Source organism: Pseudomonas sp. AC193 (assembly GCF_979258075.1).
The window spans coordinates 2,419,842-2,437,242 of the sequence record NZ_OZ409832.1; the positions used below are offsets into that span (position 1 = coordinate 2,419,842).

Below are 17,401 nucleotides of genomic sequence, written 5' to 3' on the forward strand. Positions count from 1 at the left end.
AAAACTCCTACGCTGAATCTGTTCGTAAGGGACTTGTTACGAACGGAATTTCTGACCACGCAGTTCGAGGGATAGAAGCGATGCAAGAGTCTCCACGTTCGCAGTTTGGCTCGCATTTACGGCCTCAACGTCAGGCCCTTGCGCTGGAGCCACGGATTCTCTTTGACGGCGCCGCCGCGTCTGCCGCTGTCGACCAGCATCACAGCGACCCTGCTGCGCCGCCGGCAGCGGTCGATGCACAAGTCCCGCATGCCACGCCCACCGAAGCCCGCGCCACGCCAGAACAGGCGCCATCAGCGGCGCGCAGCCTGTTGGTGATCGACAGTCGAATCGAAAACCGCGACCAACTGCTGGCGCAATTGCCCGGCAATGTCACGGCGATTGTGGTCAACGTCGGCGAGGACGGTCTCGCCGCCATTTCTGCCGCTTTGGCGCAACTGGGCAAGGTCGACTCAATACAAGTGATGTCCCACGGCGCATCCGGCCAGTTCACCCTCGGCAATCGCACCATTACCTCGGACAACGTCGACTCCCTCAGCAAAACCCTCGAACAATGGCGCGGCAACCTCACGCAGGGTGCGGACATTCAACTGTACGGCTGCGACGTCGGCGCTGGGGCTGCCGGGCAAACGCTGGTCACCGAACTGGCGCGCTGGACAGGTGCCGATGTCGGCGCCTCCAGCAATGACACCGGCAGTGCCAAGGCTGGCGGCGACTGGACGCTGGAAACCAAAGTCGGCGACATCGACAAAAGCATCGCCATCAGCGGCCTGGCCATGAGCCACTTCGATGGCTTGCTGGCCGACGCTGCGCCCACTGCGACCGTCACCACCGCCGGCACCGATGTGCTGATCGGCGAGCGGTTCACCTTTACCGTGAATTTCAGCAACACCTCGGGCCAAACCGGTTTCGCGCCCTTCATCAACCTGGCCATGCCGGCCACCGGCAAGGATGGCGATGATGGCGTCAACTTCATTTCCGCCACGTTCCTTGGTCAGAACCTGACCGCCCAAGTGTTGACGTTTGACGCCAATGGCAACGCGACCCACCCGCTGGCAAAAGACGCCAGCGGCAACTTTCTGATCATCAATGCCGCCAGCTATGGCATGCGCGCCGGCGACAAACTGGTGGTGATCGAACTGCCGTTTGCCAGTGTTACCAACCAGCAACCGCTGATCAGCGTGCAGGTCACCGCCAGCCTGAGCAATCTGGCTGACACCTCGTTTTCCAACGGCACGCCGGATCTGACCTTGCGTGCCAGCGGTGGCTTCGAGTTCGGCAACGATGCGCTGGACAATCCGACCAACGACCCAAGCCTGATTCAGGCCGGTACCGCAGCGTTTGTCGTGCATCCGACCGTCATCACCGTCAGCGAAATCATCAACACTCCCGAAGGCGAAACGGTCAGCGGCCCCAACTACGCGCGCACGCTGACGTTGTCCGCTACACCCGCACCGGGGCAGACGCTGACCAATGTGGTCATCACCCAACCGCTGCCGGACAACATTCAGGTTAATTCGATTACCCCGGGGGCCGGTGGCCGTCTCGCGTCGATCACCCTGCACGACGGCACCGTGGTCAGCAATCCTGCGCAAATTGCCGTGTTGCTGGCCGCGAACGACGTGTACATCAATTCGTTCACGGTCGAGTACGCCACCCTCACCGGCAAGACCGACACCGTGGTTGCGTTTTACGTACCAGAAGTCGATGCCAACGGTCAGCCAGTGATCAACCCGGTCACCGGTGATGCTGTCACGATCACCATGGGCCCTCCGACCGCGTCCGGGCAATGGACGCCGCTTGATCCGCGTGACGTGACCGCACCGAACACCACCATTGATTTCAGCGGCACCGGCCTGGGCACACAGTTTGTGGCCAAGTCGATCACGCTGCTGAAAACCGTGTCGATGCAAACCGATATCGGCCACGTCGGCATCAGCCCCGGCGACACGCTGCAATACAGCCTCAATGTGGCGATTTCCGACTACTTCGCCTTCGGCAAGGACTTCTTCAACGAAGGGCAATTGGTGGTGCGCGATCAACTCAGCGACGGCCAGACCCTGAGCGGCACGCCGACCGTCACCGTGACCATCAATGGCGTTGCGCAAACCATTAACCTGGTGACCACGTCAGTGGTCAACGCTGACGGCAGCACCTCGATCGTGTTCGACATCGGCCAGTCGCTGCGTAATTCATCGAATAATATTCGCGGCTGGCTCAACGGCGATCTGGCCTTCGACGACACGCTGCAAGGCGCCGTGCTCGCGGTATTGAGCTATTCAGCCGTGGTCGGTCAGACCTACAAGCCACCGTCGGGCAACCCGCAACCGGACATCAATGAAGGCGATGAGCTGGGCAACACGGCCACCGTCGATGGCACGTTGCTGGTGGATCAGTTCAACCTGACCGGTCAAAGCGAAACCGACGGTTCCTCGACGACTAGCGTGATTCCGACCAGTACCGTCGACATCAGTCTGGTCGAGGTCAATAACGGCACACCACCCGGCAACGGCGAACTGCGTCCGGGCGATGAAGTGACGTTCGAGCTGAGCTATGACCTGGTCACCGGTGACTACGAGCAATTCAAACTCACCGCGTATCTGCCATTGCCGCTGTTCAACGTAAACGGCGTGACCTGGGGCAGCGGCAGCGATGTCGGTCAGTGGCAACTGGGCCCGGGCAATACCAATGCCGGCGGTGTCGTCAGCGTGACCAGCGCCAATGGCAATTCCGTGGTGTTCGACTTCGGCAGTTTTGCCACCAACACCACCACCGGCAGTCGCATCGTCATTCGCTTTACCGTGCGCGTCGGCGATCAACCATTTGCCGACCAGCGTTCGCTGGATGTGCTGGCGCAATCGACCCAGCAAACCACCCTCACCGACCGCACGTTGATTTCCTCGGACGTGGTGGCGATCGTCTCCGTCGCAGAGCCAGTGTTGAACATCAAACACGGCGTGGTTTCAGGCACCAACGGCACCGTCACCGGCACCACCGGCAGCTGGAATCCACCGGGCAGCACCGGCGTACCGTTCAATGGCAGTGTCACCAACCTGGCCGCCGTGGATGGAAACATTAGCAACATTGACGGCGCTGATCGCCTGCGCCTGGTCACCGCGATTGAAAACACCGGGGGCGGCGGCGCGTTCGATGTCGGCACCAGCATCACCCTGCCCACGGGGCTGAGTTTTGTTGGCGGCAGTCTGGCCGCGGCCAATCTGCAGATCTATCGCGGTGACGGCACCCTGTTGGTACTCGGCACTGATTACAGCGTCAGTGGCAACCAGATTACCTTCCTCGATGCCGGCGGACAGGCGACTTTGCTCGCCGGACGCGCCGGCACCGCCGCTGACACCAGCGGCGCCAACGTCGTGGTGATCAGTTATGACGTGGTGGTCAGCAGCACCATCGAAGCCAATCGCACCCTGCAATCGAGTGCGACCCTGAACAACTACGCGAGCGTCAACAATGGCACCGATTTCACCCCGACCGATCTGACCGATCTGGCCAACCAGCAAATCGCCGCGCCGGTGATCAGAAAAGGCTTCGCCGACGGCTCGCTGGATAACGGCGATTCCAGCGCCACACACACCACTGGCAGCGATCTGGTGGTCGGCGAAAGCATGCGTTACGACATCGTCATCAGCCTGCCCGAAGGCACTACGCAGAACCTGCGCATTCAGGATCTGATTCCACCGGGCATGCGTCTGGACACCAGTTTCAACGGCGGCCTCGGTTATCAGATCATCACCACCCGCGCCGGCAGCGGCGCACTTGGAGCCGATTTCGCCGGTAGCGTGTTGATCAGCGGATTCGCCGGTGTCGGCGGCGCATTGGGCGCTGACGGCGTCGATGCGCGCTGGACGTTCAGCGTGTCCAGCGTTTCGGCCGACAACGTGACTGGCAACAACACCTTTGTGATTCGCCTGCAACTGGTGGCCAATAACGTCATCGCCAACCAGGCCAACGTCTCCCTGCAAAACAATGCGCAACTGACCTACAGCGACCCTGATGGCAGCACGCCGAATGGCACGGTCGCGCAGGACCGTAACGTCGCGCTCACTGGTGGCCAGCCCACTGTGACCGTGCGCGAACCAACGCTGCAGATCAACCAGGTGATCACCTCGACCTCAGGGCTCGGTGGTTACGATCAGGGCGACACGGTGACGTTCACCATTACCATCAGCAATGGGAATGGCAGCAACGATTTCACCGCGTTCGATATCAGTTTCCTCGACAACCTGCCGACCCAATTGAGCAACGTGACGCTGGTGGGCGTGTTGTATCAGAACGGCGCCACCAACAACGGCGGCGTCGATTTCCAGATCATCAATGGCCAGTTGGTGACCGCCAACGGCGCCAATATCGACATCGCCAAGGGTGGCAGCATCGTCTTGCGCCTGTCGGGCGTCGTCAACGCCAGCGCTGCCGCGCAATCGAATATCGCCAACGTCGCCAGCGTGCAGTGGACCAGCCTTGATGGCGCCAATGCCGGTGAGCGCACCGGTGTCGACGGCACACTCAATGGCGGCACACTCAACGATTACCGCAACCTCTCGACATTGATTATCCCTGTGGCCCAGGCCATCGAGATTTCCCGGGTCGGCGGTCTGCCGGACACCGCCGCGCCCTCGCCGACCACCGCGATTGTCGAGCAAGTGACGGTCGGCGAAGTCATCCGCTACCGTGTCGTGGTGGTCGTGCCCGAGGGTGACAACCCCAATTACCAGATACAGATCACCCTGGCCAACGGCTTGCAATTCATCTCCCCGGACGCCTTGGTCAATGCGCTGCGCATCGCCTTCATTTCCAACGGTGGGCTCAGCAGTGATGCCAACCTGATCGTCGGGGGTACGCTGAATATCGATGGCAACGAAAACAGCCCGGAAGCCCTGCCGATTACCGCCAATCTTTCAGGTGCCGCCCCGCAAGGCGTGTTCGACCCGAGCCGCGTGACCGTGATCACCAATCCCGACGGCAGCCAGGTGGTGACGTTCAACCTGGGCAACGTGGTCAACGCCGGCGACGATGACGATCTGGAAGGTGTTTCCATTGAGTTCAACGTCAGGGTCACCAACATTGCCAGCAACGTTGCCGGCGTTCAGTTGGGTGCAACAGCCCGGGAAATCGTTAACGGCGGCGGACGGGCCGTCAGCGACACGGTGCTGGAGCGCATCGTCGAACCGAGCTTCAGTGGCCTCGACAAACAGATCGTTGCGTTCGACCCCAATCCGACCGGCACCACCGGCAACGCCACGGTGCAACTGAGTTTCACCCAGAACGGCGGCCTGCCGGCCTTCGACGCGCAAGTCAGCGACAGCTTTGCCGGCGGCAGCAACTACACGCTGGTCAGTATCAGCATCAACGGCGTGACCTACGGCCCGGGCAATTTGCCGGCGGGTGTGAGCTTCAGCACCAGTGGCGGTTTGAGCGTGAATTTCGACCAACTCGACGTCGGCGCGCAGATTCAAGTGCGCTATCAGGTCACCCTGCCCAACTCGACCATCGTCGCCAGCAGCAACGCAACACTGACCTGGAGCAGCCTGCCGGAAGATTTCACCAGTTGGGGCGGCAACAGCGTCGGCGTTGACGGCACCACCACTGGCGAACGCACCGGCAGCACGGTCGGCCCCAACCAGTACATCCTGCGCGACAACGCCGGACTCGGCGTGATCAGCGGCACCTTGTGGAACGACACCGCCAGCCCGACCTTCAGCGCCACACCGGACGGCGCAGGCCTCGCCGGACAAACCGTGACCCTGACGTGGGCCGGTGCCGACGGCAATCTGGCGACCACTGCCGACAACCTGATTTTCGCCACCCTCACCGATGCCAACGGTCAGTACCGTTTCGGCGTGCTGCCGCTGGGCGTGTTCCGCATTGATGTGCCGGCCGGCCTGGTCAGCTATCCGCAACCGATCGGTGATTTGCGCGTGCGTGTCGACAGTGATGCCGGCACTCTTGGTCAGATCACCATCAGCCTCGGCGATGCTGCCGCGCAAAGCGCCAACGCCGGTTATGTCGAACAGAACGACGCGCCGGTCAACACCCTGCCCGGCACGCAAAACGGTCAGGAAGATATCGTGCTGGCGATCGGCGGCATCAGCGTTGCCGACGTCGACGCCAACCGCGATCCGAACGTCAACGACCGTGCGATCAGTGTGATCCTGCAAGTGACGCAGGGCACGCTGTTCCTCGGTGCAACCGTGCCGGGCGTGACCGTCACTGGCGCCAACACCGCTACCTTGACCCTGACCGGCAACCTCGCCGACATCAACACCGCGCTGGCCGGTTTGCGTTATCTGGGCAACGCCAACTTCAACGGCATCGACACCCTGACCGTGATCAGCAATGACCGTGGTAATTACGGCGATGCGGATGGCGACGGTATTCCCGGTACGGCAGCGGATGCACTGACCGACAGCGACACTCTGCAAATCGTCCTCGCTGCGGTCAACGACAACCCGGTCGGCGTCAACGACAGCGCCACAGCCGTCGAGGCCGGCGGCACCAATAACGCCTCGGCCGGCGTCGACCCGCGCGGCAATGTGCTGGACAACGACACCGATGTCGACATCGCCACCAACGCCGATTCGCTGCAGGTAGTGTCGGTTGGCCCCGGCGCCGGGATCCCGATACCGAACAACGGCGTGGTAGTCGTCAACGGTCTGTACGGCCAATTGCTCATTGGCAGCAACGGTTCCTACGAGTATGTCGTCGATAACAACAATGCCACCGTGCAGGCGTTGCGGCTGTCCGGCCAGACCCTGCAAGACACCTTCAATTACGTGCTTGCCGACCTTGCCGGGGCGACGTCAACCGCCGTGTTGACCGTAACCATTCAGGGCGCCAACGACACGCCGCTGGGCATCAATGACGACGGCGTGGCGGTTGAGGCTGGCGGCATCAACAACGGCACCCCCGGCAGCCCTGCCGCCGGCAACGTGTTGACCAACGATCAGGACGTCGACAGCGTGGCCAATGGCGAAACCCGCACCGTGACGGGTATCCGTGCGGCGGCCGAAGCGGGCTCGGGTGATTTCACGGCGGTCAACGGGCCGACCAATATCATCGGCGCGTACGGCACGTTGACCATCAACCCCGATGGCACTTACACCTACGTGATCAACAACGCCAACACCACGGTGCAGCGCCTGAGTGCCGGCGAACAACTGATCGAATTCTTCAGCTACCGCCTCACCGACACCGGCGGTCTGGACGATGTCGCGCAACTGCGCATCACGATTCAGGGTGCTAATGACAATCCGGTGGCCAGCGATGACGCTGCCGAAGCACAAGCCGCCTCAACCAACGGCAACGCGGTAGAAAGCGACCCGAGCGGCAACGTCATTCTCTTTCCAAGCCGCCCCGGCAGCATTGATCAACCCGGCGGCAACGGCGTCGATCAGGACGTCGATGACAACGATCGGCCCAGCAGTCAGTTGGTGGTCAATGGTGTGATCAATAAAAGCGAAGCCGACTACAACCCGACGGTCGACGTGCTGAACGGCGTCACCACCGGCACCACATCGGCCAACGGCACCGTGGTGGTCGGGCTTTATGGCACCTTGCGCATCGGCGCCGATGGTTCGTACTTCTACGACGTAGACAGCACCAACGCTTTGGTTCAGAACCTCAACTCCGGCCAGACGTTGACCGAGTTTTTCACCTACCGGATCACCGACACCACCGGCCTGACCGACACCGCGCAACTGGTGATTACCGTGCACGGCGTCAACGATCCACCCGTAGCACAGAACGTCGTGGCCATCGCCACTGAAGCCGGCGGCATCGCCAACGCCACCCCAGGGGTCAATCCATCAGGTGATGCGACGGCCAACGACCATGATCCGGACGGTGACCCGATCACTATCACCCTGGTCAAGTCTGGCCCCGAAGGCGGAACGGGCACCGATCTAGCGGTGAATATTGGCGGTACGGTGGTCATTGGCCAATACGGCACACTGACGATTTTCCCTGACGGCAGCTATGTCTACGAGGTCGACAATAACAACGCCGACGTGCAAGCCCTGCGCCGTGGCAGCGATCTGCTGCTGGAGCGTTTCACCTACACCATCAGCGATGGCGTCGGTGCGACGCCGGAAACCGATTCGGCGGAAATCATCGTGTTGATCCGTGGGCAGAACGACAACCCGGTTGCCACCGATGAAAGCGGTCTGTCCATTGAGGCTGGCGGCTTGAACAACTCGCAACCGGGACAGGATCCGGTCGGCAACGTGCTGGACAACGACACCGACGTTGACGGCGGCGAAGTGCCTGGCGATCTGCCCAACCATGACTATGGCGAAACCAAAGCGGTCGCGTCGGTGCGCACCGGCAGCGAACTCGACACCGGCACCGCCGGCGCCTTGGGCACCGAACTGCGCGGCACTTATGGCTGGCTGACCCTGAACGCCGACGGCAGCTACAGCTATCGCCTCGACAACAACATGGCTGAAGTCCAGGCCTTACGCGCTGGCAACACCCTCCTCGACTCGTTCAGCTACGAAGTCATCGACGCTGCCGGGACGACGGATCGCGCCACGTTGAATATCAATATTCAGGGGCGCAACGACGCGCCGGTGGCGCAGAACGATAGCGCCACGGCCGTCGAAGCCGGTGGCTTGAACAACGCCACGCCTGGCGTCAACCCGACCGGCAACGTATTGACCAACGACACCGATGTGGATGGCAACGGTGAAGTCATCAGCGTGGTCGGCTTCAATCAGGGCAGCTCGGTGGGCCTGGTCGGCAGTGCGTTGAATGGCACCTACGGCAGACTGACCTTGAATGCCGATGGCAGTTACAGCTATCTGGTCGACAACTTCAATCCACAGGTTCAGGCACTGCGCAGTAATGCCGATACCCTCAGCGAAACGTTCACCTACCAGATCCGCGACCTCGCCGGCGCTACCAGCACCGCGTCGCTGACCATCACCATTCGCGGTGCCAACGACAACCCGCTGGCGACGGATGACAGCACGGTTTCGGTCGAGGCCGGTGGCACGTTCAATGGCACGCCGGGGGTGAATCCAACCGGCAATGTGCTGACCAATGACAACGATGTCGATGCCAACGACGCGATGCTGGTCACTGGCATTCGCAGTGGTACCGAAGCGGCGGGCGGGACGTTCACCACCATTGGCGTCACGCAATCGTTCGCCGGTCTGTACGGCACCCTGACCATCAACGCCAACGGCACTTACAGCTACGTGCTCGACAACAATCTGGCGGCGGTTCAAGCATTGAAGGCTGGCGATTCGCTGGTGGAAACCTTCACTTACCGCATGCGCGACATCGCCGGTGCCACTGATACCGCGCAACTGAGCATTCGCATCGACGGCGCATGGGATGCCCCGGTCGCGGCAGACGATCTGGCTGTCGCCGTGGCCGATAACGGCAATGACAACGGGGTCAACCCGAGCGGCAACGTGCTGCCCAACGACACCGATGTCGATCAGGGTGACAGCAAAACCGTCACCGGTATCCGCTTCGGTGCTGAAGGGGCCAACGGCACCCTGACCGACGTCAATGCCGAGACCGACAACAGCAACGGCACGTTGATCAACGGCCTCTACGGTCAGTTGATCATCGGCGCTGACGGCAGCTACACCTACAACCTCGACTCCAGTAACCCGACCGTTCTGGCGCTGGGGCCACTGCAATTTCTCAACGAGCGTTTCACTTATCAGGTCACCGACAGTGGCGGGCAGAATGATCTGGCGGAAATCCACATCATCATTCGCGGGCGCAACTCGGCACCTGTGGCCAATGGCGACACAGCGACGGCGGTCGAGGCTGGCGGCGTCAATAACGGCCAACCCGGGGTCAACCCGAGCGGCAACGTCCTCAACAACGACACCGATGCTGAAAGCGATCCGCTGACGGTGATCGGCATCCATACCGGCACCACCAGCGATATCGGCACGGTCGGTACGGTGGGCACAACCTTGCAAGGACAGTACGGCACACTGTTGCTCAACGCCGATGGCGGCTACACCTATACCGTCAATAACAGCCTCGCCGCCGTGCAAGCCTTGCGTCAAAGTGGCCAGACGCTGTCGGAGGTGTTCACTTACACCATCGTCGACAAGTGGGGTGAAACCAGCACCGCCGAATTGCGCGTGACGGTGGATGGCCGCAACGACACGCCGACTGCCGTCAATGATGGATCCGTGGCTGTCGAAGCCGGCGGCGTCAACAACGGTACTCCGGGCAGCAACGCCACCGGCAACGTGCTCGACAACGACAGCGATGTCGACAGCGTCGCCAATGGCGAAAGCAAACACGTCTTGAGCGTCAGCAATCAGGCCGGTCAGTCGGCAGGCGCCGGGCAAGTATTGATGGGCCTCTATGGGCAACTGACGATCAATGCTGATGGCAGCTACACCTACGTCATCGACAATAACAACCCGGTTGTTCAAGCCTTGCGCACGGCCGGTGAAACCCTCAGCGAAACCTTCACCTACCGCATGGTCGACACCGCCGGTGCAACTGCCGACGCGCGTTTGACCGTGGTCATTCAGGGCGCCAACGATGCGCCGATTGCACGCAACGACAGCGGCTTCGCCAGCGATCAGATCGCCGGGCCACAAACCACCGGCAACGTGCTGCCCAACGATGGTGACATCGATGCCAATGACAGCCTCGTCGTGGTTGGCGTACGCACCGGCGCCGAAGCGGGTTCAGGCGCGGACGGTGTGATCGGTCAACCGATCAAAGGCCTCTACGGCACGCTCGTACTCAACGCCGACGGCAGCTACACCTACACCATCGATCAGAGCAACCCGGACGTGCTCGCCGCAGCCGGACTCGGCCGGGTACTGCGTGACGTGTTCACCTACACCATCAATGACCGCGCCGGCGCCAGCGATCAGGCCGAACTGGTGATCACCCTGGACATCGCCACGCCGTTCATTCCGGCACCGGATGGCGGCAACCGCTTCAGTCGGGACAGTGATCTGGATTCCAGCGATTTCCTGATCCCCGATCCGCAACCAGCAATCTTCATCACCCCGGTGGTCGAGCGTTACGCCGAGGTCAACGAGCTGACCAGCTACGGTGTCGATGGCAGCAATTTGCGTCTGGCCTCGGTGGGGGAATTCGAGGTTGATTCGTTGGGTAACGCCTTGGGTCTGGTGCCGGGGCAATTCGTGGCGCAAGCGGTGCGCGAAAGTCGCCGCGCCAGCGAGTTCGACCAGCTCTGGGTGCAGGGCCGTGAGGGTCGCACCAATTTGAGTGCCGACGGTTTGCTCAGTGATCCATCGTTGTTTGCGCTCGATCCGGCAAACATGACGAAACATCCGATCCACGCGGAAAAACCCGCAGAAACGCGTCACGGCAAAGGCTTCTCGGCGCAGCTGCGACACGCGGCCCAGCGCTTGCATACCAGCAACCCCAGCGGTAACAGCAGCAGATCCGAATAAATTCCAAGAATGCAAAGGAATGAACATGCGTAAAAACGCGACCCGGCTTCTCAGTACCGCCATCGCCTCCGCACTGCTGCTCAGTGCCTGTTCGTCGACGGAACCAAAACCCTCCACCGACGAGGAAAACCGCCAACGCATCATTGCCGATCAGTCGCGCATGTACTCCGGGCAGGAACCGGTGACAGCGCCGATCACCTTTTACGACGCGGCTGCGCGAGCGTTGAAATACAACCTCGACTACCGACTGAAACTGATGGAGAGCGCGCTGGCCTCAGACCTGCGCGACGTGTCCAGCCATGAAATGCTGCCGAAACTGGTGGCCTCGGCCGGTTATGCCGGACGAAACAACGACTCCGGTGGCACCTCGATCGGCATCGAGGATCGTCAGGTCAGCTTGCGGCCGTCGACGTCGGAAGAACGCTATCGCGAAGTCTACGGCCTAGGTTTGAGCTGGAGTCTGCTGGACTTCGGCGTGGCCTATTACCGTACGCAACAGAAATCCGACCAGATTCTGATGGCCGAAGAGCGTCGACGCAAAGTCGCGCAAAACGTCCTGCAGGATGTGCGCAACGCGTACTGGCGAGCACTCGGCGCGCAACGTTTGATGCCGGAAGTCGACAAACTGCTGATGCGCACCCACACCGCGCTGACCTCCGCGCGAGAAGCGGAAACTCGGGGCCTGTTGCCGCGTCAGGAGATCCTCGCCTATCAACGCGCCCTCCTCGACTCGATCTACTTGCTGACCGTGCGCCGTCAGGATCTGGAGTTCGCCCAAGCCGAATTGTCGGCGCTGATGTCGCTGCCACCGGGCTCGAAAATGGTGCTGGCTGACGTGCCCGATCCACCGCTGCCGGAAGTGCGTCAGAGCATGGCGCAACTTGAACAGCTGTCGCTGGAGAACCGCCCGGAAATCATGGAAGAGTGGTACCGCAAACGCGTCAACCAGAAGGATCTGGAGATTGCCAAGGCGCAGTTGTGGCCGAACGTCAGCGTCGATTTCGGCTACAAGTACGACTCGAACAAATACCTCTACAACAACGACTGGATGAGCACCGGCCTGCAAGTGTCGACCAACCTGCTGCGCCTGCTGCAACTGCCGTCGCTCAATGCTGCGGAGAAATCCCAGAGCGAAACCGATGACACCCGCCGCGTGGCGCTGTCGATGGCGATTCTCACGCAAGTGCGCGTTGGCACCCTGCGCTATCAACTGGCGCGTCAGGAAGTGGAGTTTGCCGAGGACAGCCTGCGCGTCGACCGCAGCCTGCTCGACTATGCGCAAGCCGCAAAGACCGGCGCACTTGGCTCGGAACTGGAAGTGATCCGCTCCGAAGGGCGTTATCTGCTCTCGCGTTATCAGCGTGAAGCGGCGTTCTCCAGTGCTCAAGCGGCGTGGGGGCGGATGTACAACTCGGTCGGCCTCGATGTGCTGCCGAAGGAAATCGACCAACACGACATCAAGACCCTGTCGCGGGAAATCCAGCGCACCCTGAACCAACAAGAACAGCAACGCCTGCTCGTCACTTCGCAAGGAACGCCGAATGCGCAAAATCGCCCTTGAACCCCGTTTCGGGGTTCTGTTGTTGGCCAGTCTGATCCTCAATGCCCACGCCGAAGACGCACCTTCGGCCCCGTCCCTGGAAAGCGCGAGCGCCATTCGTGTGTTGCTCGCTTCGGAGCTGGAAACCACGCTGTCGAGCCAAATGAGCGGCACCCTCGGCGAACTGAAAGCCGGGTTCGGCGAACAGGTCGGCAAGTCCGAACTGCTCGCTCGCTTCAACTGCAACGAGGCCGAAGCACGGGCCAAAGTCGCGGCGGCAGAACTGGCCATGGCCAAACAAAATCTGGAGGCGAAAAAGCAACTGCGCCAACTCAATGCCGTTGGCGATATCGAAGTGTCGATGGCCAACACCGAAGTGCAAAAGGCCGACGGCGCGCGGGCCATGGGTGCCGCGCAAAGCAGTTATTGCCAAGTGCTCGCGCCTTTTTCCGGGCGCGTCGCCAAGGTGTACGTCAAGCCGTATCAGACCGTCACCGCCGGTACGCCGTTATTTGATCTGGTCAGCGATGGCGCGCTGAAAGTGCGTTTGAACGTGCCGTCCAATCTGCTGAAAAATCTGAAACCTGGCCTGCCGCTGCAAGTCAGCATTCATGAGACCGGCAAGACCTATCCCGCGCATGTCAGCGGGATCAACTCGCGCGTCGATGCGGTAGCACAAACCGTCGAACTCGAAGCGCGCCTCGACAACAAATATCCCGACTTGATGGCGGGCATGAGCGGCACGGCGCAATTTGATCAAGCTGCGCAACCATGACCATGAACGAGCAACTGCCGCACCCTCACCTGCTGCTCGAACTCGACGCGCTGCGCGACAAGGCCATGGCGGCCGACTCGCTCAACGCGTTGGCATTCAGCATGGCCAACGACTTGTATCCGTTGCTGCAATTTCATCAGGCGCTGGTGTTTGCCCAGCGTGAATCATCACTGGAATTGTTGAACGTCTCGGGATTGTCCCGGCCCAGTGAAGACTCGCCGTACCTGGTGTGGCTGCGCCGCGCCAGTCGCTGGATCGCCACCCAAGTCCCTGCTGACGAACCGGTATGGCTGACGCAGGAAACCGTCGACGCACCGGCCGACATCGCCGAAGGCTGGGGCGAATGGTGGCCGTCGGGCGTCTGGTGCGTGCCGATCCAGGATCGCGATGAGCAGCGCCTCGGTTTGCTGCTTTTGCTGCTGGAGCAGGAACCGCCGGCGGTGTTGTGGCAGCACCTCAAAGGTCTGGTTGGCACTTGGGCGTATTGCTGGGCGGCGCTGACCAAGCGCAAGCGTTTCAATCGCTGGCGGCCCAGTCGCAAGCAACTGCTGCTGACGGCGATTGTGCTGGGTGCCCTGCTGCTGTTGCCGGTGCGGCAAACCGCGCTGGCGCCGACCGAAATCGTCTCGCGCCAGGCACAGATCATCAGCTCGCCCATCGACGGTGTGATCGAGAAGATCGAGGTTCGCCCCAATCAACCGGTCGATGCTGGCACGCTGCTGTTTTCCCTCGACGAAACCACATTGCGCAGTCGCGCCGAAGTGCTCGGCAAGGAAGTCGCGGTGGCCGATGCCGAGTTGCAGGCGGCCAGTCAACGCGCGTTCGACAACCCGCAAAGCAAAAGCGAATTGACCCTGCTCGAAGGTCGTTCGCAACAACGGCGCGCAGAATTGGCGGCGGTCACCGCGCAGTTGAAGCGCACCAAAGTGCTGTCGCCGAGAGGCGGTGTTGCGGTGTTCAGCGATCCCAACGATTGGCTGGGCAAACCGGTAGTGACCGGCGAACGCATCATGCAAGTTGCCGATCCGACGCAACCGGCGATGCTGATTCAACTGGCCGTAGCCGACGCGATCGCGCTGGAACCGGGCGCCGAAGTGACGCTGTTTTTGACCGCTTATCCGCTGACGCCGCTCAAGGGCAAGATCCTTGAAACCAGCTATCAGGCACGGCCGAGTGACGAAGGCGTGGTCGCCTATCGCTTGCTGGCGAGCATCGACGGCGCACCGGAACACGCGCGACTGGGCTTGCACGGCACCGCGAAACTGTATGGCGGTCGAGTGATGCTCGGTTATTACTTGCTGCGTCGACCACTGGCGACAATGCGGGCGTGGAGTGGCTGGTAATGCTCGATCCGGCCGATCTGCCCCTGCCCCCGCTGCGTGAAGACCTGCGCCTGAGCGAGGCTGCCGATGGCAGCAACGGTGAACCGGCGTGGGTGATTCAAGACACGGTGATCAATCGTTTCTACCGCATCGGCTGGCTGGAATTCGAGTGCCTGCTGCGTTGGGGCCAATCACCCCGGCAGATCAGCGAGCAGATAGCTGAAGGCACGGCGCTCAAACCCGACGTCGAACAGATTCTCGATTTCCGTCAGTTTCTTGAACAGCATCAGCTGCTGCGTGCCGGCCCGGCGGCGCTGGAAAAGCTCAAAGCCAAAGGCGAAGAAGGTGGCTGGCTGACCTGGCGCTGGTGGCTGCACCATTACCTGTTTTTCCGCATTCCGCTGCTGCGCCCGCAACAACATTTACAGCATCTGGCGAAGGCGCTGGGCTGGCTGTTTCATCCGCTCACCGGCATGCTCGTGCTCGGTTTGAGCCTGCTCGGCATCGTTCTGGTGTTGCAGCAGTGGGACACGTTTACCAGCGCGGTGGTCGAGTCGTTTTCCACCGAAGGCCTGTTGAGTTTTGCCTTGGCGTTAATCGTCGCCAAGACTCTGCATGAACTAGGGCATGCCTTGGTCGCGACGCGGCTGGGCTTGCGCGTCGGGCACATGGGCATCGCGTTTGTGGTGATGTGGCCGATGCTCTATACCGACACCGGCGAGAGCTGGAAACTCAGCCGTTCGCGGCAGCGTCTGGCGATTGCCTCGGCGGGGATCATCACCGAATTGTCACTGGCCGGTCTGTCGACGCTGGGCTGGGCGGTGTGCGATCCGGGGGCGCTGCGCAATGCCCTGCTGTATCTGGCGACCACCAGTTGGTTGCTGTCGCTGGCGTTGAATGCCAGTCCGTTCATGCGTTTTGACGGCTACTTCATTCTTTCCGATTTACTTGATTTCCCCAATCTGCACGAGCGTGCATCGGCACTGGCGCGGGTGACGTTGCGGCGCAATCTGCTGGGTTTGCGCGAGGACTGGCCGGAGACGTTTCCGACCGGTCAGCGGCGACTATTGGTGACGTTTGCGATCTTCACCTGGGTTTATCGTCTGGTGCTGTTTCTGGGGATCGCGCTGGCGGTCTATTTGTTCTTCTTCAAGGTCTTGGGGATTTTCCTGTTCATGGTCGAACTGTCGTGGTTTATCGCCCTGCCCGTCATGCGCGAACTCGGTCACTGGTGGAAGCACCGCGCGGCGGTGCCGAGCCGGCGCAAGGTGCAACTGTATCTGGTGTTGCTGGCGATTCTGGCGGGGCTGGCGATCCCTTGGCGCACGCAAATCGATGCGGTGGGCGTGGCGCGGGCCGAGCATCAGATGCGCGTCTATGCGCCCTACCCGGCGCGGCTGCAATCGATTCACGCCGATGGCCCGGTCGAGGCTGGCACCAATCTGGTGGTGCTGGATGAGCCGGACATCGCCTCGCGCGTACGCAGCAGTGAAGCCAATGCGCGCAGTTACGAAGCGCGGCTGTCCGGGCTGATCGCCGATCCCGGTGGTTTGGCTGAGGATGCTGTGACCCGTCAACGCCTCAACGTGCAATTCGAAGAAGCCCGCGCGGCGCGTTCGGAAATCGCCAGGCTGAATCTGCAAACACCGTTTGCCGGGGTGTGGCTGGACGTCAACCCGGACTGGAAACCGGGGCAGTGGGTCGGTCGTCAAGAATCGCTGGGCATGCTGGTTGACCCGCGCAGCTGGCAGGTGGATGCGTATGTCGCGCAGGATCAAGTGCACCGCATGGCCATCGGCGACCGCGTACGCTTCTACCCCGACGGCCAGACCACGCCACGTAGCGGCCGCGTCCTGCAAATCGGCAGCACCCGCGCGAGCCAGTTGTCACACCGCATGCTTTCGTCACGCTTCGGCGGATCAGGTACCCACCACGACTGCCGAGCACTCGTTGATCCCGAGCAGCGCGTTGTTTCAGGTACTGATCCAACTCGACGAACCCATGCCCACCCTGCGCGAAACCCGTGGGCATCTGAAAATCGAAGGCGAACGGCGCAGTTTGCTGGCCGATGGTGCAACGCATGTATTGGCGGTGCTAATGCGCGAAAGTGGCTTCTAACCCCCAAGCTCTTAACCCATCCCCTCACCACAAGGAGAGCTGGGTTACCCAGGAAAATCTGCACTTCTGCTGACCCCAGCCAGCCATCAAATCCAATTCCACTGACACACCACAAACCCTGTGGCGAGGGGATTTATCCCCGTTGGGCTGCGAAGCAGCCCCAAAACCTACAATCCCGGCACACTAGACACACCGCATACAATGGCTTTGCGACTGCTGC

Annotated in this window: 4 protein-coding genes and 1 pseudogene; all 5 read left to right on the forward strand. The window is 61.4% G+C overall.

Features of this window, described 5'->3' with window-relative positions:
• The first annotated feature begins 80 nt into the window (after positions 1 to 80).
• The 5 genes and pseudogenes from ACZZ0D_RS11015 (at position 81) to ACZZ0D_RS11035 (ending at position 17,181) form a co-directional block, all read left to right on the forward strand.
• A complete protein-coding gene (locus ACZZ0D_RS11015; protein WP_463553231.1) occupies positions 81 to 11,426 on the forward strand; it encodes a VCBS domain-containing protein in 11,346 nt (3,781 codons plus the stop codon).
• Positions 11,427 to 11,451: 25 nt separating this feature from the next.
• Positions 11,452 to 12,987, forward strand: a complete 1,536-nt coding sequence (locus ACZZ0D_RS11020; protein WP_053120049.1) for a TolC family protein — start codon at positions 11,452 to 11,454, stop codon at positions 12,985 to 12,987.
• Positions 12,968 to 13,741: an efflux RND transporter periplasmic adaptor subunit gene (locus ACZZ0D_RS11025; RefSeq protein ID WP_159811821.1), complete on the forward strand. Its 774-nt coding sequence runs from the start codon at positions 12,968 to 12,970 to the stop codon at positions 13,739 to 13,741. The genes ACZZ0D_RS11020 and ACZZ0D_RS11025 overlap by 20 nt, the downstream gene beginning before the upstream one ends.
• Positions 13,738 to 15,084, forward strand: coding sequence for an efflux RND transporter periplasmic adaptor subunit (locus ACZZ0D_RS11030; RefSeq protein ID WP_463553232.1), 1,347 nt, complete (start codon positions 13,738 to 13,740; stop codon positions 15,082 to 15,084). The genes ACZZ0D_RS11025 and ACZZ0D_RS11030 overlap by 4 nt, the downstream gene beginning before the upstream one ends.
• A pseudogene (locus tag ACZZ0D_RS11035) lies at positions 15,084 to 17,181 on the forward strand (HlyD family efflux transporter periplasmic adaptor subunit). The gene ACZZ0D_RS11030 and the pseudogene ACZZ0D_RS11035 overlap by 1 nt, the downstream one beginning before the upstream one ends.
• Positions 17,182 to 17,401 lie beyond the last annotated feature (220 nt).

Coding starts and splice junctions, on each gene's coding strand:
- ACZZ0D_RS11015 (WP_463553231.1), top strand. CDS start 81: ATGCAAGAGTCTCCACGTTCGCAGTTTGGCTCGCATTTACGGCCTCAA.
- ACZZ0D_RS11020 (WP_053120049.1), top strand. CDS start 11,452: ATGCGTAAAAACGCGACCCGGCTTCTCAGTACCGCCATCGCCTCCGCA.
- ACZZ0D_RS11025 (WP_159811821.1), top strand. CDS start 12,968: ATGCGCAAAATCGCCCTTGAACCCCGTTTCGGGGTTCTGTTGTTGGCC.
- ACZZ0D_RS11030 (WP_463553232.1), top strand. CDS start 13,738: ATGACCATGAACGAGCAACTGCCGCACCCTCACCTGCTGCTCGAACTC.